Source organism: Citrobacter sp. R4 (assembly GCF_026719175.1).
In the GTDB taxonomy this organism is placed as follows: domain Bacteria; phylum Pseudomonadota; class Gammaproteobacteria; order Enterobacterales; family Enterobacteriaceae; genus Citrobacter_A; species Citrobacter_A sedlakii.
Map to the genome: position 1 here is coordinate 627,378 of NZ_JAPPSU010000001.1, position 25,773 is coordinate 653,150.

23 protein-coding genes and 2 pseudogenes are annotated in these 25,773 nt (G+C 55.0%); 14 read left to right on the forward strand and 11 right to left on the reverse strand.

Features of this window, described 5'->3' with window-relative positions; all coding sequences use genetic code 11:
• Nucleotides 1-21 precede the first annotated feature (21 nt).
• The 3 genes from OOJ60_RS02885 to rnd all read left to right on the forward strand — a co-directional run bounded on the left by OOJ60_RS02885 (nt 22) and on the right by rnd (nt 3,696).
• A complete protein-coding gene (locus tag OOJ60_RS02885; protein ID WP_205611903.1) occupies nt 22-603 on the forward strand; it encodes a Slp family lipoprotein in 582 nt (193 codons plus the stop codon).
• Between the two features lie 204 nt (nt 604-807).
• Nucleotides 808-2,493 carry a long-chain-fatty-acid--CoA ligase FadD gene (gene fadD / locus OOJ60_RS02890; RefSeq protein ID WP_060569607.1) on the forward strand — a complete coding sequence of 562 codons (1,686 nt, stop codon included), beginning with the start codon at nt 808-810 and terminating at the stop codon, nt 2,491-2,493.
• Nucleotides 2,494-2,562: 69 nt separating this feature from the next.
• Nucleotides 2,563-3,696, forward strand: a complete 1,134-nt coding sequence (gene rnd / locus OOJ60_RS02895; protein ID WP_205611904.1) for a ribonuclease D — start codon at nt 2,563-2,565, stop codon at nt 3,694-3,696.
• Nucleotides 3,697-3,761: 65 nt separating this feature from the next.
• On the opposite strand, the gene OOJ60_RS02900 is transcribed toward rnd, so the two are convergent.
• Entirely contained in the window at nt 3,762-4,853 is a 1,092-nt protein-coding gene (locus OOJ60_RS02900) for a tartrate dehydrogenase (RefSeq protein WP_205611905.1), read from the reverse strand.
• 103 nt (nt 4,854-4,956) lie between these two features.
• Between OOJ60_RS02900 and OOJ60_RS02905 the strand changes: the two genes are divergently transcribed.
• The gene (locus tag OOJ60_RS02905; RefSeq protein WP_199957401.1) at nt 4,957-5,874 is read left to right on the forward strand and encodes a LysR substrate-binding domain-containing protein; all 918 of its coding nucleotides are present in this window, start codon (nt 4,957-4,959) and stop codon (nt 5,872-5,874) included.
• A 127-nt stretch (nt 5,875-6,001) separates the two neighbouring features.
• Here OOJ60_RS02905 and minE read toward each other — a convergent pair whose 3' ends face one another.
• The 3 genes from minE to minC are packed head-to-tail and all read right to left on the reverse strand — an operon-like array spanning nt 6,002 to nt 7,815.
• Nucleotides 6,002-6,268, reverse strand: coding sequence for a cell division topological specificity factor MinE (gene minE, locus OOJ60_RS02910; RefSeq protein WP_001185666.1), 267 nt, complete (start codon nt 6,266-6,268; stop codon nt 6,002-6,004).
• Between the two features lie 3 nt (nt 6,269-6,271).
• Entirely contained in the window at nt 6,272-7,084 is an 813-nt protein-coding gene (gene minD / locus OOJ60_RS02915) for a septum site-determining protein MinD (RefSeq protein ID WP_042287710.1), read from the reverse strand.
• 23 nt (nt 7,085-7,107) lie between these two features.
• Complete coding sequence (gene minC, locus OOJ60_RS02920; RefSeq protein ID WP_042287708.1) at nt 7,108-7,815, reverse strand: septum site-determining protein MinC; 708 nt, start codon at nt 7,813-7,815, stop codon at nt 7,108-7,110.
• Nucleotides 7,816-7,941: 126 nt separating this feature from the next.
• On the opposite strand from minC, the gene OOJ60_RS02925 reads away from it, so the two are divergent.
• From OOJ60_RS02925 to OOJ60_RS02935, 3 genes are all read left to right on the forward strand, one after another.
• A complete protein-coding gene (locus OOJ60_RS02925) occupies nt 7,942-8,235 on the forward strand; it encodes a YcgL domain-containing protein (protein ID WP_042287705.1) in 294 nt (97 codons plus the stop codon).
• A gap of 69 nt (nt 8,236-8,304) precedes the next feature.
• Entirely contained in the window at nt 8,305-8,964 is a 660-nt protein-coding gene (locus OOJ60_RS02930; protein WP_042287702.1) for a fumarylacetoacetate hydrolase family protein, read from the forward strand.
• A gap of 93 nt (nt 8,965-9,057) precedes the next feature.
• Nucleotides 9,058-9,504 carry a YcgN family cysteine cluster protein gene (locus tag OOJ60_RS02935; RefSeq protein ID WP_060569797.1) on the forward strand — a complete coding sequence of 149 codons (447 nt, stop codon included), beginning with the start codon at nt 9,058-9,060 and terminating at the stop codon, nt 9,502-9,504.
• A 23-nt stretch (nt 9,505-9,527) separates the two neighbouring features.
• Here OOJ60_RS02935 and OOJ60_RS02940 read toward each other — a convergent pair whose 3' ends face one another.
• The 3 genes from OOJ60_RS02940 to nhaB all read right to left on the reverse strand — a co-directional run bounded on the left by OOJ60_RS02940 (nt 9,528) and on the right by nhaB (nt 12,196).
• A complete protein-coding gene (locus OOJ60_RS02940) occupies nt 9,528-9,869 on the reverse strand; it encodes a DUF1971 domain-containing protein (RefSeq protein ID WP_042287700.1) in 342 nt (113 codons plus the stop codon).
• 110 nt (nt 9,870-9,979) lie between these two features.
• The gene (dsbB, locus tag OOJ60_RS02945; protein ID WP_205611906.1) at nt 9,980-10,510 is read right to left on the reverse strand and encodes a disulfide bond formation protein DsbB; all 531 of its coding nucleotides are present in this window, start codon (nt 10,508-10,510) and stop codon (nt 9,980-9,982) included.
• A 141-nt stretch (nt 10,511-10,651) separates the two neighbouring features.
• Entirely contained in the window at nt 10,652-12,196 is a 1,545-nt protein-coding gene (gene nhaB, locus OOJ60_RS02950) for a Na(+)/H(+) antiporter NhaB (RefSeq protein WP_205611907.1), read from the reverse strand.
• A 226-nt stretch (nt 12,197-12,422) separates the two neighbouring features.
• Between nhaB and fadR the strand changes: the two genes are divergently transcribed.
• Nucleotides 12,423-13,142 carry a fatty acid metabolism transcriptional regulator FadR gene (gene fadR / locus OOJ60_RS02955; protein ID WP_042287694.1) on the forward strand — a complete coding sequence of 240 codons (720 nt, stop codon included), beginning with the start codon at nt 12,423-12,425 and terminating at the stop codon, nt 13,140-13,142.
• An 81-nt stretch (nt 13,143-13,223) separates the two neighbouring features.
• On the opposite strand, the gene OOJ60_RS02960 is transcribed toward fadR, so the two are convergent.
• Nucleotides 13,224-14,756, reverse strand: coding sequence for a SpoVR family protein (locus tag OOJ60_RS02960; protein WP_205611908.1), 1,533 nt, complete (start codon nt 14,754-14,756; stop codon nt 13,224-13,226).
• Nucleotides 14,757-15,078: 322 nt separating this feature from the next.
• Here OOJ60_RS02960 and OOJ60_RS02965 point away from each other — a divergent pair, with 322 nt between their 5' ends.
• The 3 genes and pseudogenes from OOJ60_RS02965 to OOJ60_RS24815 all read left to right on the forward strand — a co-directional run.
• Nucleotides 15,079-16,377, forward strand: coding sequence for a D-amino acid dehydrogenase (locus OOJ60_RS02965; protein ID WP_042287690.1), 1,299 nt, complete (start codon nt 15,079-15,081; stop codon nt 16,375-16,377).
• A 12-nt stretch (nt 16,378-16,389) separates the two neighbouring features.
• Nucleotides 16,390-17,460, forward strand: coding sequence for a catabolic alanine racemase DadX (gene dadX, locus OOJ60_RS02970; RefSeq protein ID WP_205611909.1), 1,071 nt, complete (start codon nt 16,390-16,392; stop codon nt 17,458-17,460).
• An 11-nt stretch (nt 17,461-17,471) separates the two neighbouring features.
• A pseudogene (locus tag OOJ60_RS24815) lies at nt 17,472-17,561 on the forward strand (hypothetical protein); the annotation flags it as partial.
• Here OOJ60_RS24815 and OOJ60_RS02975 read toward each other — a convergent pair.
• Nucleotides 17,529-19,265, reverse strand: a pseudogene (locus tag OOJ60_RS02975) (potassium/proton antiporter); the annotation flags it as partial. The pseudogenes OOJ60_RS24815 and OOJ60_RS02975 overlap by 33 nt on opposite strands.
• 78 nt (nt 19,266-19,343) lie before the next feature.
• Complete coding sequence (gene ldcA, locus OOJ60_RS02980; protein ID WP_205611910.1) at nt 19,344-20,258, reverse strand: muramoyltetrapeptide carboxypeptidase; 915 nt, start codon at nt 20,256-20,258, stop codon at nt 19,344-19,346.
• Between the two features lie 147 nt (nt 20,259-20,405).
• Here ldcA and emtA point away from each other — a divergent pair, with 147 nt between their 5' ends.
• The 3 genes from emtA to OOJ60_RS02995 all read left to right on the forward strand — a co-directional run bounded on the left by emtA (nt 20,406) and on the right by OOJ60_RS02995 (nt 23,707).
• Nucleotides 20,406-21,017, forward strand: a complete 612-nt coding sequence (gene emtA / locus OOJ60_RS02985) for a membrane-bound lytic murein transglycosylase EmtA (RefSeq protein ID WP_205611911.1) — start codon at nt 20,406-20,408, stop codon at nt 21,015-21,017.
• Between the two features lie 188 nt (nt 21,018-21,205).
• Complete coding sequence (locus OOJ60_RS02990) at nt 21,206-21,460, forward strand: GlsB/YeaQ/YmgE family stress response membrane protein (RefSeq protein WP_042287677.1); 255 nt, start codon at nt 21,206-21,208, stop codon at nt 21,458-21,460.
• 135 nt (nt 21,461-21,595) lie between these two features.
• Nucleotides 21,596-23,707 carry a TonB-dependent siderophore receptor gene (locus OOJ60_RS02995; RefSeq protein ID WP_233470876.1) on the forward strand — a complete coding sequence of 704 codons (2,112 nt, stop codon included), beginning with the start codon at nt 21,596-21,598 and terminating at the stop codon, nt 23,705-23,707.
• Nucleotides 23,708-23,755: 48 nt separating this feature from the next.
• Here the strand turns inward: OOJ60_RS02995 and OOJ60_RS03000 are convergent, their stop codons facing one another.
• Entirely contained in the window at nt 23,756-25,462 is a 1,707-nt protein-coding gene (locus OOJ60_RS03000; protein WP_205611912.1) for an alpha,alpha-trehalase, read from the reverse strand.
• Between the last annotated feature and the right edge of the window lie 311 nt (nt 25,463-25,773).

Genomic DNA, 25,773 nt, shown 5'->3' on the forward strand with positions numbered 1-25,773 from the left:
GCTGAGAAAAGGAGTCGCAGTATGGCGGTTCAAAAACAAGTTGTTAAAAATCTGCTGGCGGGCGCGATCGTGCTGATGCTCAGCGGGTGTGTGACCGTTCCGGATGCCATCAAAGGCACCAGCCCGACGCCGCAGGACGATCTGATGCGGGTGATGAATGCCCCGCAGCTGTACGTTGGTCAGGAAGCGCGATTTGGCGGTAAGGTGGTGGATATACAAAACCAGCAGGGCAAAACCCGACTGGAAATCGCTACCGTCCCGCTGGACAGCGGCGCGCGCCCGATCCTTGGCGAGCCGTCACGCGGACGTATTTATGCTAACGTGAACGGCTTTCTTGATCCGGTCGATTTTCGCGGTCAGTTAGTGACGGTCGTCGGGCCGATCACCGGCAGCGTGGCGGGGAAAGTCGGCAACACGCCGTATAACTTCATGACCATGGACGTGACGGGCTACAAGCGCTGGCGTATCGCTCAACAGGTCGTCATGCCGCCGCAGCCTATCGACCCCTGGTTCTATGGCGGACGAGGCTGGCCCTATGGCTACGGCGGCTGGGGGTGGTATAACCCTGGGCCTGCTCAGGTTCAGACGATAGTCAAAGAGTAACCCTTTGTATTATCAGTAAAAGAAACAGCGGCACGTCCGCTGTTTCTGCGTTAGTCATGTCATAAGAAAAATAAATAGTGACGCGCTTCGCAACCTTTTCGTTGAGTAATTAATAAACTGGTACGCTGAGTTAATATTATGTTAACGACTTGTTTATTATCTGGGGTTGCGATGACGACGAACACTCATTTTAGAGGTGATGCAGTGAAGAAGGTTTGGTTAAACCGTTATCCCGCGGATGTGCCTGCGGAGATCAATCCTGACCGTTATCAATCCCTGGTAGAACTGTTTGAGCATGCTGTCGCGCGTTACGCCGATCAGCCCGCGTTCGTTAATATGGGTGAGGTGATGACCTTCCGCAAGCTGGAAGAGCGGAGCAGGGCGTTTGCGGCCTATTTGCAGGAAGGGCTGGGTCTGAAAAAGGGCGATCGCGTCGCGCTAATGATGCCAAACCTGTTGCAGTATCCCGTCGCGCTGTTTGGCATTCTGCGTGCCGGGATGATCGTGGTGAACGTCAACCCGCTATACACGCCGCGCGAGCTGGAGCATCAGCTCAACGACAGCGGCGCGGCGGCGATCGTCATTGTCTCGAACTTCGCCCACACCCTGGAAAAAGTGGTTGAGAAAACCCAGGTTCAACACGTTATTCTGACCCGCATGGGCGACCAGCTGTCGACGGCGAAAGGGACGCTGGTGAACTTTGTGGTCAAATACATCAAACGTCTGGTGCCAAAGTACCATCTGCCGGATGCCATCTCGTTTCGCAGCGCGCTACATGCGGGCTACCGCATGCAGTACGTGAAGCCGGAAGTGGTGTCTGAGGATTTGGCTTTCCTGCAATATACCGGCGGCACGACCGGCGTGGCGAAAGGCGCGATGCTCACCCATCGCAATATGCTGGCTAACCTTGAGCAGGTGAAAGCGACCTATGGACCGCTCCTGCATCCGGGGAAAGAGCTGGTGGTGACCGCACTGCCGCTGTACCACATATTCGCGTTGACCATGAACTGCCTGCTGTTTATCGAACTGGGTGGACAGAACCTGCTGATTACCAACCCACGCGATATTCCGGGGCTGGTGAAAGAGCTGGCAAAATACCCGTTTACCGCCATGACCGGCGTGAACACCCTGTTTAACGCATTGCTGAACAATAAAGAGTTCCAGCAACTGGATTTCTCCTCCCTGCATCTTTCCGCAGGCGGGGGTATGCCGGTGCAGCAGGCGGTAGCTGAACGCTGGGTGAAACTGACCGGACAGTATCTGCTGGAAGGCTATGGCCTGACTGAATGCGCGCCGCTGGTCAGCGTGAACCCGCATGATATTGACTATCACAGCGGCAGCATTGGGTTGCCGGTGCCGTCTACCGAAGCTAAGCTGGTGGACGATGATGATAACGAAGTGCCGCCGGATCAACCTGGCGAACTGTGCGTCAAAGGTCCGCAGGTGATGCTCGGTTACTGGCAGCGTCCGGATGCGACCGACGAGATCATCAAGGACGGCTGGCTGCATACGGGTGATATCGCGGTGATGGACGATGAGGGTTTTTTGCGCATTGTCGACCGTAAGAAAGACATGATTCTGGTCTCAGGTTTCAACGTTTATCCAAACGAGATCGAAGATGTTGTGATGCAGCATCCGGGAGTACTCGAGGTCGCGGCCGTCGGCGTGCCGTCCGGCAGCAGCGGCGAAGCGGTGAAGATTTTCGTGGTGAAAAAAGATCCGTCATTAACGGACGAGGCGCTGGTGACTTTCTGCCGCCGCCAGTTAACCGGCTATAAAGTGCCGAAGCTGGTGGAGTTCCGCGATGAATTGCCAAAATCCAACGTCGGGAAAATTTTACGTCGAGAATTGCGTGACGAAGCCCGCGCCAAAGTAGACAATAAAGGCTGAGCGTTAAGCAACACGTCAAACGCCGGATAATCCGGCGTTTTTTTTGGCGTAAAACAAAGAGAAAGCATTTTGAATTACCAAATGATCACCACTGACGACGCGCTGGCGACCCTCTGTGAGGCGGTTCGCGCGTTTCCTGCCATCGCCCTTGATACCGAATTCGTTCGTACGCGCACCTATTACCCGCAGTTAGGGCTTATCCAGTTGTTCGACGGCGAACATGTTGCGCTAATCGATCCGCATGGCATCACCGACTGGTCGCCGCTGAAGGCGATTCTACGCGATACCGCTATCACGAAATATCTGCACGCAGGCAGTGAAGATCTGGAAGTGTTTCTGAATGCCTTTGGCGAGCTGCCGCAGCCGCTGATCGACACGCAAATTCTGGCGGCTTTCTGCGGTCGCCCGCTGTCGTGGGGTTTTGCCTCAATGGTCGAAGAGTTTAGCGGCGTGGCGCTCGACAAAAGCGAATCGCGGACCGACTGGCTGGCGCGTCCACTGACGGAACGCCAGTGTGAATATGCGGCGGCGGACGTATGGTATCTGTTGCCGATCGCCGGAAAACTGATGGCGGAAACCGAAGCTGCTGGTTGGCTGCCCGCAGCGCTGGACGAATGCCGTCTGATGCAGCAACGTCGTCAGGAGATTCTGGCGCCGGAAGAGGCGTGGCGTGATATCGCCAATGCCTGGCAACTGCGTACCCGCCAGTTGGCCTGTCTGCAACTGCTTGCCGACTGGCGGTTGCGCAAGGCGCGCGAGCGCGATCTGGCGGTGAACTTCGTGGTGCGTGAAGAACATCTGTGGTCGGTGGCGCGCTATATGCCCGGCAGCATGGGGGAACTCGACAGCCTCGGGCTTTCCGGCAGCGAAATTCGCTTCCATGGCAAGACGCTGCTCGCGCTGGTTGCCAAAGCGCAGGCGTTACCCGAGGAGGCGCTGCCAGCGCCGCTGCTTAACCTGATCGACATGCCTGGCTATCGGAAAGCGTTTAAAGATATTAAAGCGCTGATTGCCGGAGTGAGCGCCGGGCATAACGTCAGCGCCGAACTGCTGGCGTCACGCCGCCAGATCAACCAGTTGCTTAACTGGCACTGGCAGCTCAAACCGCAAAACGGCGAGCCAGAACTGATCTCCGGTTGGCGCGGCGAGTTGATGGCCGCGCAGCTTCATGCGCTGCTGGCAGAGTATCCGCGTCAGGGCTAATGTCAGCCCGCTCCGGCTGGACATCCGCCAGCCGGTCGCGTTGTACTGTACTGTACGGTCTTCGCTTACTGCATGGACCGTATCCGTTCGCAGACAGCCTCGCCCACCTGCCGGGTTGAGGCGTTCCCCTTCATATCAGGCGTTTTCGGTCCGCTGGCAATCACTTGCTCGATCGCCGCCAGGATACCGTCATGGGCAGCGGTATAGCGCGCATCGCCTTCCCCGAGGAAATCGAGCATCATCGCGCCTGCCCAGATAGTGGCGACCGGGTTGGCAATGTTCTGGCCGTATATGTCCGGCGCGGAACCGTGGACCGGTTCGAACAGGGAGGGGAAAGTGCGCTCCGGGTTCAGGTTGGCGGAAGGCGCGATGCCAATGGTACCCGTACACGCCGGACCGAGGTCAGACAGAATATCGCCAAACAGGTTTGAGGCGACCACTACGTCAAAGCGTTCCGGCTGCATGACAAACCGGGCGCACAGAATATCGATGTGCTGCTTATCCCAGCGAATAGCGGGAAAGTGCTGCGCCATTGCTTCCACGCGTTCATCCCAGAATGGCATACTGATCGCCAGCCCGTTAGATTTGGTGGCGGAGGTCAGCGTTTTACGCGGGCGACTTTGCGCCAGTTCGAACGCATAGCGCAAAATGCGATCCACGCCGCGGCGGGTAAACACCGACTCCTGGATCACCAGTTCATGTTCGGTGCCCGGATTAACCCGTCCACCCAACGCCGAATATTCGCCTTCAGTATTTTCTCGCACCACGTAGAAATCAATATCGCCAGGCTGCTTGCCCGCGAGCGGGCAGGGCACTCCCGGAAAGAGGCGTACCGGTCGCAGGTTAACGTACTGATCGAATTCACGGCGGAACTTCAGTAGCGATCCCCACAGGGAGATATGATCCGGCACGGTGTCCGGCCAGCCAACCGCGCCAAAATAGATGGCATCAAACGATGACAACTGTTTGTGCCAGTCATCCGGCATCATCTTACCGTGTTGCTGGTAGTACTCACAACTGGCCCATTCAAAGGTTTCAATACTCAGAGACAGCCCCCAGCGCTCGCTGGCGGCCTTTAACACCCGTAGCCCTTCCGGCAGAACCTCTTTACCAATGCCGTCTCCGGGGATGGCGGCAATGCGACAGGTTTTGTTCATTTCAGATCTCACTTATCGGCTCAGAAAATTGACTTCACCGCTATCCTATAATTGACTGAACGGCAGTTAATGAGACCAACTGGTGAAACATAAAACACAGATCATGAATAATCTGCCGTTGTTAAATGACTTACGCGTCTTTATGCAGGTTGCCCGGCGCTCGGGATTTGCCGCGGTGGCGCAGGAGATGGGCGTATCGCCTGCCTTCGTCAGCAAACGTATCGCCCTACTGGAACACACGCTCAACGTGGTTCTGCTGCATCGCACCACCCGGCGGGTGAGCATGACCGAAGAGGGCGAGCGCATCTACGCCTGGGCGCAGCGTATTTTGTATGATGTGGATCAGATGATGGACGAGCTTTCTGACGTACGTCAGGTGCCGCAAGGGATGCTGCGGATCATCAGTAGCTTTGGCTTTGGCCGGCGCGTGGTAGCGCCCGCGCTTTCAGCGCTGGCGAAGCAGTATCCCCAGTTGGAATTGCGCTTTGATGTCGAAGATCGGCTGGTGGATCTGGCAAATGAAGGCGTCGATCTGGATATTCGCATTGGCGATGATATCGCGCCGAATCTTATCGCCCGCAAACTGGGTACGAACTATCGTATTCTTTGCGCCTCGCCGTCATTTTTAGCGCAGCACGGCACGCCAAAGCAACTGACGGAGCTGTCCGCCTGTTCCTGTCTGGTAATAAAAGAGCGCGATCACCCATTTGGCGTTTGGCAACTCCAGAATAAAGAGGGGCAGCATGCCATCAAAGTGACAGGCGCGCTGTCGTCGAACCATGGGGAGATCGTTCACCAGTGGTGCCTGGACGGCCAGGGGATTGCGTTACGCTCATGGTGGGATGTCTGTGACAATATTGCCAGCGGTCAACTGGTGCAGGTTCTGCCGGAGTATTATCAACCAGCAAACATCTGGGCCGTTTATGTCTCCCGGCTGGCGAACTCCGCGAAGGTACGAATTACGGTTGAGTTTTTGCGGGATTATTTCGCCGACCGCTATCCGACATTTTCCGTGAAATGAATTCAGGTCATACTGTATAAATAACCAATATTTTGAGCAGAAAAAATGTTTATTACGATTTTCTTATACAAATAAAAAAAGGCAGAAAGTTCCGCCTTTTTTTCCAGGATTTTTCTGAGCGAAAGCGTTATTTCGACTCTTCCGCTTCTGGCAATGTCACGTTAAGTTCGAGAATAGAAATGTCGCCGTCTTTTTGTTCAAGCTGAACGGTGACCATTTCAGGATCGATTTGTACGTATTTACAAATGACCTCAAGAATATCTTTGCGTAACTGCGGTAAATAATGCGGCTCGGCGTCGCTACGACGACGCTCTGCGACAATAATCTGTAATCGCTCTTTCGCGATGTTGGCTGTACTCTTTTTCCGCGAGAGAAAAAAATCCAGTAATGCCATAACTTATCCTCCGAACAGGCGTTTGAGGAAACCTTTCTTCTCTTCTTCAATGAAGCGGAAAGGACGTTCTTCTCCCAACAGACGATCTACCGTATCGGCATACGCTTTACCCGCGTCTGCATTGATATCCAGAATGACCGGCTCGCCCTGGTTAGAGGCGCGCAGTACAGACTGATCTTCCGGGATCACCCCGACAAGCTTAATGCGCAGGATTTCCAGCACATCTTCCATGCTGAGCATATCGCCTTTATTCACCCGGCCAGGGTTGTAGCGCGTCAGCAGCAGATGTTCTTTGATCGGTTCTTCGCCATTTTCGGCGCGGCGGGATTTCGACGCCAGAATCCCCAGAATGCGGTCAGAGTCACGAACCGAGGAGACTTCCGGGTTCGTGGTGATGATCGCTTCATCGGCGAAGTAGAGCGCCATCAGCGCGCCGGTTTCAATCCCCGCCGGGGAGTCGCAGACAATGAAGTCGAAATCCATCGCTTTCAGATCGTCGAGGACTTTCGCGACGCCTTCGCGGGTCAGGGCGTCTTTATCGCGCGTCTGAGAGGCAGGAAGAATAAAGAGGTTTTCAGTACGTTTGTCCTTGATCAACGCCTGATTCAGCGTCGCATCGCCCTGAATGACGTTGACGAAATCGTAAACGACCCGGCGTTCACACCCCATGATAAGATCGAGGTTACGCAGGCCGATATCAAAATCAATAACGACAGTTTTCTTTCCCTTCTGGGCCAAACCAGTAGCGATGGCCGCGCTGGAGGTGGTTTTGCCAACGCCCCCTTTACCCGAAGTAACTACAATAATGCGTGCCATAGAAATTCCTTGTTAAAAAGGGATCAATTCAACGGTTGAACTGTCAAAGCGTTGTCTGCTAACTGCAAACGGGCCGCTTTGCCATAAAATTCTGCTGGGATTTTATCACTCAGCCAGTAAACACCTGCGATAGAGACCAGTTCTGCCGTCAGATGGGTACAAAAAATTTGCGCTTCCCGATCGCCGCTTGCGCCCGCCAGCGCGCGGCCTCTCATCATGCCGTAGACATGAATATTGCCGTCAGCGATAAGCTCTGCGCCAGCGCTGACGTGACTTGTAACAATCAGATCACATTGTGGTGCATAAATGCGCTGACCGGAACGAACCGGCACATCAATAAATCGCGTTTTTGTGACGGAACCAGCGTTTTGCGCCGGGGCGACAGGGGCGACGGGTTCAGCTGGCGCGGAACGCGCGGCTTTTTCTTTCCCTTCAGTCAATAAGGGAAGGCCCATCTGGTCGATTTCCGCTTTTAAACGGGCGTCTTTGCAGCCGCTGACCCCGATAATCCGCAGTCCTGTGGAGGTCACCACCTCCTGCAGAACCGGCCAGTTTACCGGCGCGTCCAGACCGCTGACGTTAATCACCACCGGGGCGTGTTTTAAAAAAGCGGGAGCCTGAGCGATTTTGTCTTCTAACGCCTGACGAATAACCTCGGGTTCGGCTTCATGCAAATGAACCACTGATAAGGTGAAGCTACTGCCTTTAAGTTCGATGGGCGTGTTTGACATCCTGGCCTTACTCAATTTGCTATTTATCATCCCCGATATGGGATGATATTCCGAAGTCCAGAAGGCATGTTATAGTCACTATTATATTGAGGCAAGTCGCCAACCGTTTAATTCAGAGTAAAATGTATGTTTTGTGTGATCTACAGAAGTACCCGACGTGACCAGACCTATTTATATGTCGAAAAAAAAGACGATTTTTCACGCGTACCTGAAGAGCTGATGAAAGGATTTGGCCAGCCAAAACTGGCAATGATATTGCCGCTGGATGGTCGTAAGAAGTTAGTCAACGCCGATCTGGATAAAGTAAAGCAAGCCTTAGCGGAGCAGGGATATTATTTACAATTGCCTCCGCCGCCGGAAGATTTATTGAAGCAACATCTTTCAGCCTCCTCGCAGCACGCTCCAGAAACGGATAAATAAACGGTATCCGGCGTTAAGCCTTGCCGGTGCCATTACTGACCATCCAGGATGACAGATTAGGGGAAAAGCATGTATCAACATCATAACTGGCAGGGCGCGCTGCTCGACTTCCCGGCAAGCAAAGTGGTTTGCGTAGGCAGCAACTACGCAAAGCATATTAAAGAGATGGGAAGCGCGACGCCGGATGAGCCGGTGCTGTTTATCAAACCGGAAACAGCGCTTTGCGATCTGCGCCAGCCGTTGGCGATTCCAACGGCGATGGGCGCGGTGCATCATGAAGTCGAACTGGCGGTTCTGATTGGCGCTACGTTACGCCAGGCGACGGAAGATCATGTGCGTAAAGCCATTGCCGGTTACGGTGTGGCGCTCGATCTGACGCTGCGCGACATTCAGGGCAAAATGAAGAAGGCGGGGCAGCCATGGGAAAAAGCCAAAGGCTTCGATAATTCCTGCCCGTTGTCGGGGTTTATTCCGGCTGCTGAATTTAACGGCGATCCGCAGGATACGCCGCTTAGCCTGACGGTAAACGGCGAGGTTCGCCAGCAGGGCACGACCGCCGACATGATCCATAAAATCGTGCCGCTGATTGCGTATATGAGTAAATTCTTTACCCTGAAGGCCGGAGACGTTGTGTTGACCGGTACCCCGGAAGGCGTCGGGCCGCTTGCCAGCGGCGACGAGCTGGAGATTCATTTCAACGGCCATTCCCTTACGACTCGCGTTCTGTAAAAGCCCTTTGCCGCCTTTTTTGGGCGGCAAAACTTGCATCAGCGTGCCAGACTGGTTATAAGGTGCAGCTTTACAGCAATGGCGGATACCCTGATGAGCGATTTACCTTTCTGGCAAAGTAAAACCCTGGATGAAATGACCGATGCCGAATGGGAGTCGCTCTGTGATGGCTGTGGTCAGTGCTGTCTGCATAAGCTGATGGACGAAGACACTGACGAAATCTATTTTACCAATGTCGCCTGCCGACAGTTAAACATCAAAACCTGCCAGTGTCGCAACTACGAACGCCGTTTCGAATACGAGCCTGACTGCATCAAACTCACGCGTGATAATTTGCCGACTTTTGAATGGCTGCCAATGACCTGTGCGTATCGTTTACTGGCGGAAGGGAAAGGGTTACCCGCGTGGCACCCGCTGCTGACGGGGTCAAAAGCGGCGATGCACGGCGAACGCATCTCGGTGCGCCATATTGCGGTAAAAGAGTCAGAAGTCCGCGACTGGCAGGACCATATTCTGAATAAACCTGAATGGGCGGACTGAGCCGCCCATGCTGAGAGCGGATGTTATGCGTTTTTCGCCTGATACATCTGCTCGCCTTCGTGATCTTCGTCGACCCAGAAGTTGATATTAAACTGAGCGTCATCGCTCAACTCGACCCGGTGCCAGTACTGCGGTGGGCTGGTGGCGAACTGGCCGGCGTTGATCACCACTTTCACTTCCGGTTCTTTTGCTTCTTCGTTAGCGAAACCGTAATAGGTGACCGTCCCTTCCATGACACACAATTGACCGAAAACGCCGGCGGCAGTGTTGTGGTGGGAGAGAAGCGCTGCGGGGACGTTATCTTTGGTGAAAAATGGGGTTGAACGTTTGATTTTCCAGTTTGCCGGGATGCGTAGATGTGACATAAGGACTCCCCCTGGTGGGCTTTATAAGATGCATTTAATATACATCTTATAAAGCGTCGCACGCAATGATTTTCCGGCAAAAAAACGCCCCCGGGTGGGAGCGTTACGGATTAACGACCAAACAGATCGCGTCTTTTCGGCTTAAACGGCTGCGCGATTAACACCAGAATCGCCACCACCAGATAAGCGGCAAAAATGCCCAACAACCACTGCGGCATTTCGAGGCTTAAAAATTCCCACTGACGTTCCGCACAGTCGCCAGAGGCAACAAACACTTGCGGCAACCATTTATCCAGCGGCAGCCAGCCCGGGAAGCGCGCCATAAAATCACAGGTCATGAAGGGGGAAGGATGTAACTGAATCATGGTGTGTTCCCATGCCAGTTGAACGCCGCGGAAGGCGCTGTAGATCCAAATCACCAGCGCGACATAGCGTAACGGCGTTTTCGGCGCGATGGCGCCGACTAACCCGGCGCCCATGATGCCAAACAGCGCGCAGCGTTCGTAAATGCACAACACACACGGTTTAAGTAGCATGACATGCTGAAACCACAGCGCGACCAGTTCGAGCGCCAGGGCAGTCAATGCCATCAGTAACCATGCGCCCCGACCCCGTGAGCACTGGTTCAAAAATCGCAACATAGTTATTTCCCTGCAATATGCGTAGACACGGCAGTGTAAACCAATTCAATAACTGCGCCACCAGGAGAAAATGAAATATTGTGTAATTGGATAATTATCACGCAAAAAGGCAAACCGGGCAGTGAAATGCCCGGTAAGTTGTTATGGAAGTGTAGCTAAAAGGCCGATCCGGGTCATCCATTCGGTGTACGGGGCGAGAGTGAACTCCACGCACAGCAGACCCACCAGCGTCAGAACAACGGTATAAGGCAGCGCCATCCACACCATCCGACCATAAGAGAGGCGAATCAATGGCGCAAGGGCAGAAGTCAACAGGAACAGGAAGGCCGCCTGGCCATTTGGTGTGGCGACGGACGGCAGGTTGGTGCCGGTATTAATGGCCACCGCCAGCAGTTCAAACTGTTGCAGTGAGATCGCGCCGCTTTCCATCGCCGCTTTGGCTTCGTTGATGTAAATCGTGCCGACGAAGACGTTATCGGAGATCGAAGAGAGCAGCCCGTTAAACAGATAAAACAGCGTTAACTGGGCATGCTCCGACGCCTGCAGGACATACTGGATGATAGGCGTAAACAGATGCTGGTCAATGATCACGGCGACAATCGAGAAAAACACGGTCAGCAGGGCGGTAAAGGGCAGTGACTCGGTAAACGCTTTGCCGATGGCGTGCTCGTCAGTAACGCCGGTTAGCGAGGTCGCTAAAATAATGACCGACAGGCCAATCAGCCCCACTTCCGCCAGATGCAGCGCCAGGGCAACCACCAGCCAGACGCCGATAATCGCCTGCACCACCAGTTTCAGTCGGTCCTGACGGGTGCGCTGATGGCGGTTTTGATCGTCAAACTGCTGCAAGACTTCACGCACTTTTTCCGGCAGCGTTTCGCCATAACCAAACCAGCGCATTTTCTCTACCAATACGCAGGTCAGCAGGCCGCAAATCAGCACGGGGAGGGTGACAGGCGACATGCGCAGAAAGAAGTCGCCAAAGTGCCAGCCGGCGGCTTTTGCAATAATCAGGTTCTGCGGTTCGCCCACCATGGTCATCACGCCGCCAAGCGCGGTCCCAACGCCTGCATGCATCATCAGGCTGCGTAAAAAGCCGCGGAACTGCTCCAGCACCGTTTTGTAATGCTGATCGATATGGCTGTCGTCCAGAATATCGTTATCTTCACCGCGCGCGGAGGCCACACGGTGATAAATACCGTAAAAGCCAACGGCAACGCTGATCACGACAGCAACCACGGTAAGCGCATCAAGGAAAGCCGAAAGAAAGGCGGCGGCAATGCAGAAGGCCAGCGATAGCATGATTTTGGAGCGAATACTCAACAGCAGGCGGGTAAAAATAAACAGCAGTAACTGCTTCATAAAGTAGATGCCCGCCACCATAAACATCAGCAGCAGCAGGACTTCCAGATTGGCCGCGACTTCTTCGCGCACATGGGCGGCGCTGGTCATGCCGATCATCACCGCTTCAATCGCCAGCAGTCCGCCCGGCAGCAGCGGGTAGCATTTCAGCGCCATGGCCAGCGTGAAGATAAATTCCGCCACCAGCAACCATCCCGCTACGAAGGGGTTGATCATGAAAATCAGCGGGTTAACGATCAGAAATATTAGTAGAGCGAGTTTGTACCAGTCTGGCGACTGGCCTAAAAAGTTGCGCCAGAATGCGCGACCCCAGGAGATCTCCATGGCGGTTTCCCTTACCTAATTAAATGAAATGATGTTTTTATGTTTAGCCGCAAAGCTTAGCGGTCAGCGGTAAACCAGGCAAGTCCTTAACCTTATATACCGGCGCGGCGTTATCCGGAAAATGAAGCCTTGATCCCCTTTTTCTTTGTTGCCTGCGCTATCGGGGTTGTAACCCGTCTGGTATGATGAGTGTAACTATGTTTTGCTGTGTAATGGAAATCTCACTATGGTCATTAAGGCGCAGAGCCCGGCGGGTTTCGCGGAAGAGTACATCATTGAAAGTATCTGGAATAACCGCTTCCCTCCGGGCACTATTCTGCCTGCTGAACGTGAACTCTCCGAGCTGATCGGGGTGACGCGTACCACTTTACGTGAAGTGCTTCAGCGTCTGGCGCGTGATGGTTGGTTGACCATTCAGCACGGCAAACCGACGAAGGTGAATAATTTCTGGGAAACGTCCGGGCTGAACATTCTTGAAACCCTGGCGCGTCTCGATCATGAAAGCGTTCCGCAACTGATTGATAATCTGCTGTCGGTGCGAACCAATATCTCAACGATCTTTATCCGCACCGCATTTCGTCAGCATCCTGACAAAGCTCAGGAAGTGCTGGCGACAGCGCAGGAAGTTGCCGACCACGCCGACGCCTTTGCGGAACTTGATTACAACATTTTCCGCGGCCTGGCGTTTGCCTCCGGCAACCCGATTTACGGCCTGATCCTCAACGGCATGAAAGGGCTGTACACCCGTATCGGGCGTCACTATTTCGCTAATCCGGAAGCGCGCAGCCTGGCGCTGGGGTTCTATCACAAGCTGTCGCAACTTTGCCTGCAAGGCGCGCACGATCAGGTGTATGAAACGGTACGCCGCTACGGTCACGACAGCGGCGAGATCTGGCACCGGATGCAGAAAAACCTGCCGGGCGATCTCGCGATTCAGGGGCGATAGGACATAAAAGAAAAACCTCTCTGCAGAGAGGTTTTTTGCGTTTATCCAACCCGGCGGTTTCCCCTGCGGGCGACAGGGCGATTATAAACTGTTCACCCTCGCCGGGCAGCGTTCCAGTAGCTCAACGCTGCCGTCTTCGTTCTGCTGTTCCAGCGTTACGTCAAATCCCCATAGCCGATGCACGTGCTTCAGCACCTCTTTACGACCCTTGTCCAGCGGCGCGCGGTTGTGCGGAATGTAGCGTAGCGTCAGAGAGCGATCGCCGCGCAGATCGACATTCCACACCTGGATATTTGGCTCAAGATTGCTCAGGTTATATTGTGACGACAGGCGATTGCGGATTTCACGGTAGCCTTCCTCGTTATGAATCGCAGAGATTTCCAGATAGTTATGCCGATCGTCGTCCAGCACCGTAAAGAAGCGGAAATCACGCATCACCTTCGGCGACAGGAACTGGCTAATGAAGCTTTCATCTTTAAAGTCGCGCATCGCGAAATGCAGCGTCTCCAGCCAGTTTGAGCCCGCCATATCGGGGAACCAGTAGCGATCTTCTTCCGTTGGCGACTGACAGATGCGCTTGATGTCCTGGAACATCGCAAAGCCCAGCGCATAAGGATTAATGCCGCTGTACCACGGGCTGTTATAGGGCGGCTGGAACACCACGTTAGTGTGGCTGTGCAAAAATTCCAGCATAAAGCGCTCGGTGACTTTGCCTTCGTCGTAAAGATGATTCAGGATCGTATAGTGCCAGAAGGTGGCCCAGCCTTCGTTCATCACCTGGGTCTGCTTCTGCGGATAGAAATACTGGCTCACTTTGCGCACGATACGCAGGATCTCACGCTGCCAGGACTCCAGCAGTGGCGCGTTCTTCTCCATAAAGTAGAGCAAGTTCTCCTGCGGCTCCGACGGATAACGTCGCGCCTCGGCCACCGTTTTTTCTTCCTCTTTCTTCGGCAGTGTACGCCACAGCATGTTTACCTGGCTTTGCAGATATTCTTCACGGCTTTTCTGACGGGCTTTCTCCTCCTGCAAAGAGATTTTTTGCGGACGCTTGTAGCGATCAACCCCGTAATTCATCAGCGCATGACAGGAGTCCAGCAATTTTTCCACCTCATCAACGCCGTAACGCTCTTCGCACTGAGTGATGTAATTGCGGGCAAAAATCAGATAATCAACAATCGAGCTGGCGTCGGTCCAACTGCGGAACAGATAATTGTTTTTGAAGAAAGAGTTATGCCCGTAGCAGGCGTGAGCCATTACCAGCGCCTGCATGGTAATGGTGTTCTCTTCCATAAGATAAGCGATACACGGGTTCGAGTTAATGACAATCTCATAGGCCAGACCCTGCTGCCCGTGTTTATACAATCTTTCGGTTTCGATAAACTTTTTGCCAAATGACCAGTGCGGATAATTGATCGGCATCCCGACGCTGGAATAGGCGTCCATCATCTGCTCGGAGGTGATGACCTCAATCTGGTGCGGATAGGTGTCCAGTCTGTAGAGTTTTGCCACGCGGTCTATTTCTGCCAGGTAAACATCCAGCAGATCAAACGTCCAGTCGGGTCCATCGCTCAACCGTGTGGTGTCCTTGTTCATGGAATCAATCGTAGCCATTCGCGCACCCTCATTGTTGGCGGCGCTCTCTGTGTGGAGCACGTCATTTCAAGCATAGAACACCCTGTTAAAAACCGTGTTGGCGATGCGATCTTTTCTTCGCGATTTCTGCTGGTTATCCCGCCAGAAATTGCCATCGCTACGCTATTTTATGCTGGATAAAAATGCGGCATAGCAGGAGATGCCAAACAATCGCTATTACCCTGCAATCGGCTATCTGTGAGGCAGGTCACCATAAAAAAGCCATATGTTGAATAATATTTTCATCTGGGTTATCAAGATGTAATTAGAAGATTGTTCTTTTACTGTTAACGGAGTGGCTATGCGAGTTGTCATACTGGGAAGTGGCGTCGTTGGCGTGACCAGCGCCTGGTATTTATGTCAGGCCGGGCATGAGGTGACCGTCATCGATCGTGAACCCGGTCCGGCGCTGGAAACCAGTGCCGCGAACGCTGGACAGATTTCACCAGGCTATGCCGCCCCCTGGGCGGCGCCAGGCGTTCCTTTAAAGGCAATTAAATGGATGTTCCAGCGCCACGCGCCGCTGGCCGTGCGTCTGGACGGTTCGCCGTTTCAACTTAAATGGATGTGGCAAATGCTGCGGAACTGCGACACCCGCCACTACATGGAAAACAAAGGCCGCATGGTGCGTCTCGCGGAGTACAGCCGCGACTGTCTGAAAGCGCTGCGTGCGTCAACCGGCATTCAGTACGAAGGACGTCAGGGCGGGACGCTACAACTCTTCCGCACCGAACAGCAGTATGAAAACGCCACCCGGGACATCGCGGTGCTGGAAGACGCGGGCGTGCCGTACCAGTTGCTGGAATCTGCCCGGCTGGCGGAAGTGGAACCGGCGCTGGCGGAAGTGGCGCATAAGCTGACCGGCGGGCTGCGGTTGCCGAACGACGAAACGGGCGACTGCCAGCTTTTTACCCAGCGACTGGCGCAAATGGCTGAACAGGCTGGCGTCACGTTCCGTTTCAACACGCCGGTGGACAAGCTGCTCTGTGAAGGCGAGCGTATCTATGGCGTGAAGTGCGGCGACGAAATCATCAAAGCCGATGCGTATGTGATGGCCTTTGGCTCCTATTCCACGGCGATGCTGAAAGGCATTGTCGATATTCCGGTGTATCCGCTGAAAGGCTATTCGCTGACGATCCCTGTGGCGGAAGAGGACGGCGCGCCTGTTTCGACTATCCTTGATGAAACTTACAAAATCGCCATTACCCGTTTCGATCAGCGCATTCGTGTCGGGGGCATGGCGGAAATCGTCGGCTTTAATACCGAACTGCTCCAGCCGCGTCGGGAAACGCTGGAGATGGTGGTGCGCGATCTCTACCCGCGCGGTGGACGCATTGAACAGGCCACATTCTGGACCGGGCTGCGCCCAATGACGCCGGATGGTACGCCGGTCGTGGGGCGAACCCGCTTTAAAAATCTGCTGCTGAATACCGGACACGGGACGCTGGGGTGGACCATGGCCTGCGGCTCCGGACAGCTCCTGAGCGATATCCTCTCTGGCCGCACGCCCGCGATCCCGTATGAGGATTTGAGCGTGGCGCGTTACAGCCCGGGGTATACGCCATCCCGGCCACAGCAACTTCATGGCGCACATCACTGATAAGGATGCGAAATGACCCGCCCTATACTGGCCAGCCTTGACCTGCAGGCGATGAAGCAGAATTTGAGTATTGTCCGTCAGGCTGCACCGGACGCCCGCGTCTGGTCAGTGGTTAAAGCCAACGCCTACGGACATGGCATTGAACGTATCTGGAATGCGTTAGGCGGCACCGATGGGTTTGCGCTGCTCAATTTAGAAGAAGCGATAACCCTGCGAGAGCGCGGCTGGAAAGGACCGATCCTGATGCTTGAAGGCTTCTTTCATGCAGACGATCTGAACGTATACGATACCTGGAGGCTGACAACGTGCGTACACAGCAACTGGCAGTTGAAGGCAATCCAGAACGCGAAACTCAACGCGCCGCTGGACGTGTACGTGAAAGTGAATTCCGGGATGAACCGTCTTGGTTTTCTACCGGAACGGTTGCAGACAGTCTGGCAACAACTGCGGGCCATGCCGAACGTCGGCGAGATGACGCTGATGTCGCATTTTGCCGATGCTGAACACCCTGACGGCATCAATGAGGCGATGGCGCGGATTGCGCAGGCGGCGGAAGGGCTGGAATGCCGCCGTTCGCTGGCGAATTCTGCGGCAACCTTGTGGCATCCGGAGGCCCACGGCGACTGGGTGCGACCGGGGATTATTCTGTACGGAGCGTCGCCTTCCGGCCAGTGGCGTGATATCGCCAATACCGGGCTGAAACCCGTCATGTCCCTTTGCAGCGAAATCATCGGCGTACAGACGTTGAAAGCCGGCGACCGGGTTGGTTACGGCGGGCGTTTCACAGCCCAGCACGAACAGCGGATCGGTATTGTCGCGGCGGGGTATGCCGACGGCTATCCGCGCCACGCCCCAACGGGAACGCCGGTTCTGGTTGACGGCGTGCGCACGATGACGGTGGGTACGGTCTCTATGGATATGCTGGCGGTGGATTTAACGCCCTGTCCGCAGGCGGGGATTGGCACGCCGGTTGAGCTTTGGGGCAAAGAGATTAAGATTGACGACGTCGCCGCTGCCGCCGGCACAGTCGGTTATGAGCTAATGTGCGCTCTGGCGCTGCGCGTGCCGGTTGTGACGGTGTAACTTATTGAACGATGCCGGGCGACGGCTACGCGTGTCCGGCATCGCCATCGTTATTCTTCGTCTTCTTCTCCCGCCACGCGCACCCCGACTTTGCGCACTGCGTTATCTTCTTTTTCGGCGACCGTCCAGATCATGCCGGCAAATTCAACCTGGTCGCCCACGACTGGCGCGGCGCCGAGCAACTGCTGGACAATTTCACCCAGCGTCTGCTGTTTGTCACGATACTCGGTTCCGTCTTCCAGCCCGTAAATCAGCGCCACATCGGCGAATTTCGCGCTCGCTTCCAGAATGAAATCACCGAAGAAACGCTGGTCCAGCGCCACCGGCGGTGACTGGCTGAACAGTTTGCCCAGCGCAGGCAAATCGCGTTCGCGTCCTATCACGCAGAGCACATCGCCTTCCTGTAAACGGGTGCTGCCGGTTGGGTGAAACAGCTCATTGTTGCGGAACAGCGCTGCAATGCGCGTCTCCTGCGGCATATGCAGATCGCGAAGGGCCGCGCCCACACACCATTTGTCGGCGCTGAGCTGGTAGACAAACTGCTCCCAGGGGTTTTCCGGATGAATATCCAGTCCCACCCGGGAAACCGGCCAACCCACGGGCGGCACCACGACCTTCGCTTTTTTCGCCGCCCACGAGAGCGAGGTGCCCTGAAACAGCAACGAGATCAGCACCACGAAGAAGGCGACGTTGAAAAACAGGCGCGCGTTGTCCAGACCGGCCATCATCGGAAACACCGCAAGAATGATGGGAACCGCGCCGCGCAGTCCAACCCAACTGATGAATACCCGCTCGCGCAGGTTAAAGCCGCGGAACGGCAGTAACCCGGCAAAAACCGAAATGGGACGGGCAAAGAAAATCATCCACGCCGACAGCATCAGCGCCGGGACGGCTATGGGCAGCAGGTCAGACGGCGTAACGAGCAGTCCCAGTACGAGGAACATGGCAATTTGCGCCAGCCAGGCCAGCCCATCGAAGTTTTGCAGTATCGCGTAACGGTTGCGGATCGGGCGGTTGCCCAGCAAAAAGCCGCACAGGTACACCGCCAGGATCCCGCTGCCGTCCAGCGCGGTGGTTAAGGCGAAAATCAGGATCCCGCCGCTCAGGGCCAGCAGCGGATACAGTCCGCCGGGCAGGGAGATGCGGTTGATCATCTGTTGAAGCAGGTAGCCGCCGCCTAAGCCAAGCGCGATCCCGAGACCAAACTGCTGAATGATATGGACCGCGAACATCCAGCTCAGGCCGGTCTCATGCTGCTGGATCATCTCAATCAGGGTAATGGTGAGGAATACCGCCATCGGATCGTTACTGCCGGATTCGATTTCCAGCGTTGAGCCCACGCGTTCGTTCAGCCCCTTGCCGCCGAGCAGCGAAAAAACCGCTGCGGCGTCGGTAGAGCCGACAATCGCGCCAATCAGCAAGCCTTCGATCAGGTCCAGCTTAAACAGCCACGCCGCCATCATGCCGGTCAAGCCAGAGGTGATCAGCACGCCGACGGTCGCCAGCGACAGCGCCGGACCCAGCGCGACGCGAAAGGAACTGGCCTGCGTACGCATCCCGCCATCCAGCAGGATAATCGCCAGCGCCAGGTTACTGACCATATATGCAAACGGATAGTTGTCGAACGGTATACCGCCCACGCCATCAACGCCTGCCAGCATGCCGATGGCGAGGAAAATAACCAGAATGGGGATACCGAGACGTGACGAAAATGAACTGAGTAAGATACTGCTGGTGACGAGGACGGACCCCAGGATAAAAAGACTGATTATTGCAGTGGCGTCCAACGGTCGTATTCTCCTCAATTATGCTTTTTTATTCATTAAGCCTAACATATTAACGACCGTTCCCGCGGATTAGTTAGCCCTCGCCAGCGCTTTTTTTTAAGATTTCAACACCGGATGACCGGACAGCGTAAGCTGAGCGCCATTGGCGTCATTACGCAAAACCGCATGCGCACCCAGCGGCAGCGTCACGGTGCGTTGTTCGTGGCCAAAATCAAGCCCGGTGATGAGTGGAATAGCGAGGCGTTCGCGTAAGAACGCATAGACGGCGCTGAGATCGTATCCCGCGTCATACTCATTTGGCGCGCTACCGCTAAAGCTCCCCAGCACAATGGCGTTCTGACGGTTGAGGATGCCCGCGTCAAAGAGTTGCAGTAGCATACGCTCAACGCGGAAGGGGTGCTCGTTGATATCTTCCAGCACCAGAATACCGTTTTCAATTTTCGGCATCCACGGCGTGCCGATGAGGGAAATCAGCATCGCCAGGTTACCGCCCCAGAGAGTGCCTTCGGTATGACACGCCGGGCCTTCGCTGCGCCACGCCACTGAATACACCGCGTTACGTAGCGCCCGCCAGAAATGATCTTCCGTAAAACGGTCCAGCTCCGGCGCGCCAAAATTGCCTGCCAGCATCGGACCGCTGAAGGTAATGACCTTACCCAACGCCAGCAAACCGCACTGGATCGCCGTAAAATCGCTGTGTCCGCATATAAGCAGCGGATCCTGCTGCTGACGCGCGGCCAGCGCCTGCCAGTCGATATGCGCCAGCAGACGGCTCGCGCCGTACCCGCCGCGCACCGGCATGACGATAGTACCAGGCATCGTCAGGTTAACCAGTTCAGTGATATCCGCCAGGCGCTCCGCTTCGGTACCGGCAAAACGCTGATAACGTCGTCCAACCACGGCGGTATTTTCTACCTGGTGACCAGCCTGTTCCAGACGTTGAATACCCAGTGAAGCCGCTTGCTGATTAATGCAATAGCCCGAAGGGGCAATTAAGTGAAACCGGGACATGGCAATTCCTTGCTACAACAGAAACCTAATGTATATCATGCCGCCTATAGTAGAACGTTTTGCCGGATAACGCCTGGCTTATCCGGCCTGCATTGTTGTATTGACGCCGAATAAACGCCCGATGCGTCGGCCATAAGGACAGATGACGTGAAATTGAGATGGTTTGCTTTTTTGATTGTGCTGCTTGCTGGCTGTAGTTCAAAACCCGATTATAAAAATCCGCCGTGGAACCCGGAAGTGCCGGTAAAACGGGCAATGCAGTGGATGCCGATCAGTGAGAAAGCCGGCGCAGCCTGGGGTGTCAGCCCGAAGCTGATTACCGCGATTATCGCCATTGAATCCGGCGGCAACCCCAGCGTGGTAAGCAAATCCAACGCCGTCGGGCTGATGCAGCTTAAGGCGTCCACCTCCGGGCGCGATGTGTACCGCCGTATGGGCTGGAGCGGCGAGCCTTCCACCAGCGAACTGAAAAACCCGGAGCGTAACATTTCGATGGGCGCCGCTTACCTGAACATTCTGGAAAACGGTCCGCTCGCAGGCATCGAAGACCCGCAGGTGATGCAGTACGCGCTGGTGGTTTCGTATGCGAACGGCGCGGGTGCGCTGCTGCGTACTTTCTCCTCCGACCGTAAAAAGGCGATCGAAAAAATTAACGATCTGGATGCGGACGAATTTTTTGAGCATGTCGTCGATAACCATCCCGCGCCGCAGGCGCCGCGCTATATCTGGAAGCTACAACGCGCGCTGGACGCGATGTAATTATGTGTCCAGGTTGCAGGTTTTCGAGGGGTTATCGGCAGGGCACGGCAGAACCTAAGACAATCCTTATCTACACCACAAGGAATAATTGCACTGCCCGGTTCGGCGTGGATCAACGACTTGCCTATACTTAGCTTACGGGCGCAAGAAGGTGTTGCGTGTGGTTTCACTGAACAGAGGGCCTCAACATGGGGATCATTGCCTGGATTGTTTTCGGTCTGATTGCCGGTGTTATTGCCAAACTGCTGATGCCGGGGCGCGACGGCGGCGGGTTTATTCTCACCTGCATACTCGGTATTGTGGGGGCGGTAGTGGGGGGCTGGCTGGCGACCATGTTCGGCATTGGCGGCAGCATCAGCGGTTTCAATCTGCACAGTTTCCTCGTCGCGGTGGTGGGCGCCGTTGTGGTGCTGGGCGTTTTCCGGCTTGTACGGCGCGACTAACCTTCGGCACAACGGCTCCTGCGGGAGCCGTTGTTTTATGCGAAAAAATATACCGTAGAAAGGGTGTTGTTGATTTGCAAATAAAAATGAGAATAATTGCTATTCCTATTTCATATTATAACGATTCTCATGATGATAACCCCTTCACGCTTTCGCTTGCGCGCGCTCTCTGGCTGTATCTCACTGGCTCTGACCACTTCCTGTTATGCCGCAGAGGCAGACGAAGCCACTATCGTGGTGTCCGCGTCGGGGCAGGAGAGCTTGCTGCCTGCCTGGACCAACAGCGCGACCAAATCCGCAGTGCCTGAAAGTAAGACGCCGCAGGTGATTAATACTCTCGATAAAAAAGAAATCACGCTGCGCCATGCAACGTCGGTTAACGAGATATTGCGCTACGCACCGGGCGTGTCAACGGAAATGCGCGGCAATACGACCTACATGAGCGAGTACAAAATCCGCGGTTTCACCGTCGATCAAGAGTACTACAACGGCTTACAGTTGCCGTATAACGTCACGGGCAACACTAAAGCGCGCATCGATCCGCTGCTCATTGAACATGTCGATATTCTCAAAGGCCCCGCGTCGGTGCTGTACGGCAACGGCTCGCCGGGCGGGCTGGTGAATATTCAGGGCAAGACGCCGCAGGCGGAGCAGAAAACGGAGTTGGGTGTTATGACCGGTACGCGCAACCTGAAAGAAGGGTATCTGGACGCAACGGGAAAGATCCGTGACAGCGACTGGAATTATCGCCTGCTCGGGAAAGCGACGGAAGGGAACGATCAGCCATATACCACGCGCTATGAAGATTACCTGCTTGCACCCTCCGTGAGCTGGCAGCCGGACGGCAGAACGCGTCTGACGCTGGATGCGCTGGTACAAAATACGCCGTCGCTGTCGCCGTCGAATCCATTGCCCATCGCATATCTGCGCTCCGGTTATGCCGACCGTCGGGACTTTGCAGGCGATAAGTGGAGCGGCTTCAAACAACGTCAGTGGATGCTGGGCTACCATCTCGAACATGCGTTCGAGAGCGGCTGGGGATTCAGCCAGAAAGCGCGGTATTTTGACGTCGATACCCACCAGCGCAGCGTCTATGCCACCGGCAATGGCGTCAACCCGGTCTGGATGCTCGATCGCTTTGCCTACACCACTGATGAAGATCTTAAGAGCGTTAACATTGATAACCAGTTAACCAAAACGGTGCTGTTGGGCGACTGGCAGCATCACCTGCTGGCCGGTTTCGACTACCAGAAACTCGACAGCCATTATTTCTATCGTTATGCCAGCGCCACGCCGGGCATTGACATGCGCCATCCGGATTTCCACCAGATTCATACTGACGATCTCGGCCTGTACACCGCGCAAAAAAATCGTCTTTCTTACCAACAAAATGGTTACTATCTCCAGGACCAGATCGTCTTTGGCGGCGTAAACCTGCTGGCCAGTATCCGCTACGATGACTATCGCTCGACGACCACTGACGCGCTGCAGAACGGCGAGAAAACGTGGATCTCCCAGGATCGGGTGACCAAACGTATTGGCGCGCTGTACGCTTTTGCTAACGGACTATCCCCGTTTATCAGCTATTCTGAAGGCTTCAGGCCGATTTCGCCGCAGGGCACGCTGACGACCAAAGACGTGAAGCCGACCACCAGCAAACAGGTGGAGGGCGGGGTGAAGTATCTGCTGGCTGACTATGCCACCACCTTTACCGCTTCGGTATTCACTATTCGTCAGAAAAATGTCCTTTCGGCGACGCCAACGTGGGATTACCGCCAGACTGGCGAAATTGAGTCAAAAGGCGCTGAGCTGTCCCTCATCAGTCGTCCTGCTGACAACGTCACGCTGATCGCCAACTACGCCTACACCCATGCGATTAATACGAAAGATGAAAACTACGAAGGAAAACGGCCCACTCAGGTACCGGAAAACGCCTTTACGCTGTGGGGCGATTACACCTTCGATAGCACTGCGCTACGCGGGCTCACGCTGGGCGCTGGCGCGCGCTACACCGGACCGATGGAGATTTCGCCGGATAACACAGCCGGGAAGCTGGGCGGCACGACGCAGTACGATCTGGCAATGTCTTACCGCCTGGGCGAAGCGTTACCTTCGCTCAGCGGCGTGACGCTAAAGGCCAGCGCGCAGAATGTCACCAATAAAGAGACCTTCAGTTGCTACGACAGCACCAACTGTTGGATCGGGCGCGACCGGACTGTTCAGGTTGGCGCCAGCTACAGTTTCTGACAGAGATCTGCGAACCGGCCTGGCGCCCCAGGCCGGTTAGCGCCATGATTACGGCGTGGCTTGTGTTTGCGCGTTTTCAGCGCTTGTCGGCTGAACGGCAGGCCGGGTGGAGGGGACGCTGTCGCAGGGTTTTTCCTGCGGACAGATCAGGTCGAGCATTTTCAGCGTGACGCCGTTCGTCCAGCCAAACCCATCCTGCAGCGGATATTCACCGCCGCCACCGCCGGTGCCAGTGCTGCTGACATCATACTTCTCTACCAGCTTCTGTTCCCGATCGTAGGTGTGCTGAACGTTAGTCAGGAAACGCCAGGTCACCTCCATCGCCACTTTTTCCTGCCCGTAGTTCTGCAATCCTTCGGTGGCGACCCACTGGAGCGGCGCCCAGCCGTTTGGCGCATCCCATTGCTGACCGCTTTTCACCGACGTAGTGGCAAGGCCGCCAGGCTGGAGCAGGTGCGCCTGGGTAGCGACGGCCATTTTGTGGGCGCGATCTTTCGCGGCGGCATTGACGTACAGCGGGAACAGCGCGGCGGCGGTAAGCGGATTACGTACCTGTTTGCTCTTAAGATCGTAGTCGGCGTACCAGCCCTCTTTGTCGTTCCACAGGTAATGTTCGATGGCTTTCTGACGTTCGTTCGCTAACCGATCATAATGACTGGCCTGTGCGTCGTCGCCTGCTGCTTTGCTGGCGCGGGCGAGGATTTTTTCCATCTTGTAAAGCAGGGAGTTGAGATCCACGGGCACAATGCTGGTGGTCCGAATCGTACCGAGCTGCTGCGGATCATCCATCCAGCGCGAGCTGAAATCCCAGCCAGAGGCCGCAGCCGAACGCAGATCGCGGTAGATTTCCGTGGCCGGACGATTGGGGTTGCTTTTCGCGGTGGCGATATCCTCCACCCAGGATTCGGGGCGCGGCGTATCCCGTTCGTCCCAGTAGCGATTGAGTACGGCACCGTCATCAAGTTTCACCACCCGCTTATGCTGTTGGCCTGGCTGTAACGTGTCGACGCCTTCCATCCAGTAGCTGTACTCTTTTTGTAACTGCGGCAAATATTTTTTCAGCGTGTCATCGCCTTCATGCTGCGCCAGTAATTCGACCATCAAAGAAAAGAAGGGCGGTTGCGAGCGGCTCAAATAATAGGTGCGGTTACCGTTCGGGATATGCCCGAAGGCGTCAATTTCCCAGGCGAAGTTCGCCACCATATCGGCAATTTTGTCCCAGTGACCGCTTTCGGCCAGCCCCAACATGGTGAAATAGCTGTCCCAGTAGTAGATCTCGCGAAAGCGCCCGCCGGGCACTACATAGGGTTCAGGCAGCGGCAACAGGGAATCCCATTTACCCGCGCTTTCGGTTGAACGGGTCAGTACCGGCCACAGTCCGTCAATATGTTCGCGCAGCGACTGCCCCGCTGGCGGGACATATTTTTCCCCTTCTTTCGGTAAGGTGAAGTTGACGTTGACGAAGTGGCGCAGGTCAAAGCTGGACTGGTTTTTCTGCATCCGATAGTCCGCAAGGATGGTCAGCGGATCGTTATTCGGTACGGCGTCAGCAAAGGTTTTCTGATCGGGAAACAATTTTGCGTTTTGCACATCATTAAACAGGGGACCGAGCAAAATGTCGGGCGGCTGCGGCGGGTTGGCCATCGATTCTTCTGCATTGGCCGACAATGAGGCAAAGGTGAGAAGGGTGCCGGTCAGCGCCAGTTTAATGGCCCAGGATAGCGCGCCTGTATGGCGAACAGCAGGGGTAAGCATTGAATAATCTCCTTAGTGCGTACCGGATTACGGCATTTATCATGAGAAAATCGTAGTTCAGGATCGCCTGCTGCGCGTCGTTGAAGCCGCATTTTGCGAAGCTACAGACATTTTTGTTATCCGGGTATGACGTAATGGCGGGAAATATATTCACCAAAATAATAATAACAGCCGAAGCGCACGCAGGTTATGAAGAGCGATCACAGAAGATAAAAAACATAAGAAATGAATCAAAAAACATAATAGACCGAAAAAAGCATCTGTGAAGAAATGCACGCACCGGGATGTTGTGTGCTGCTTTTATTATTTTA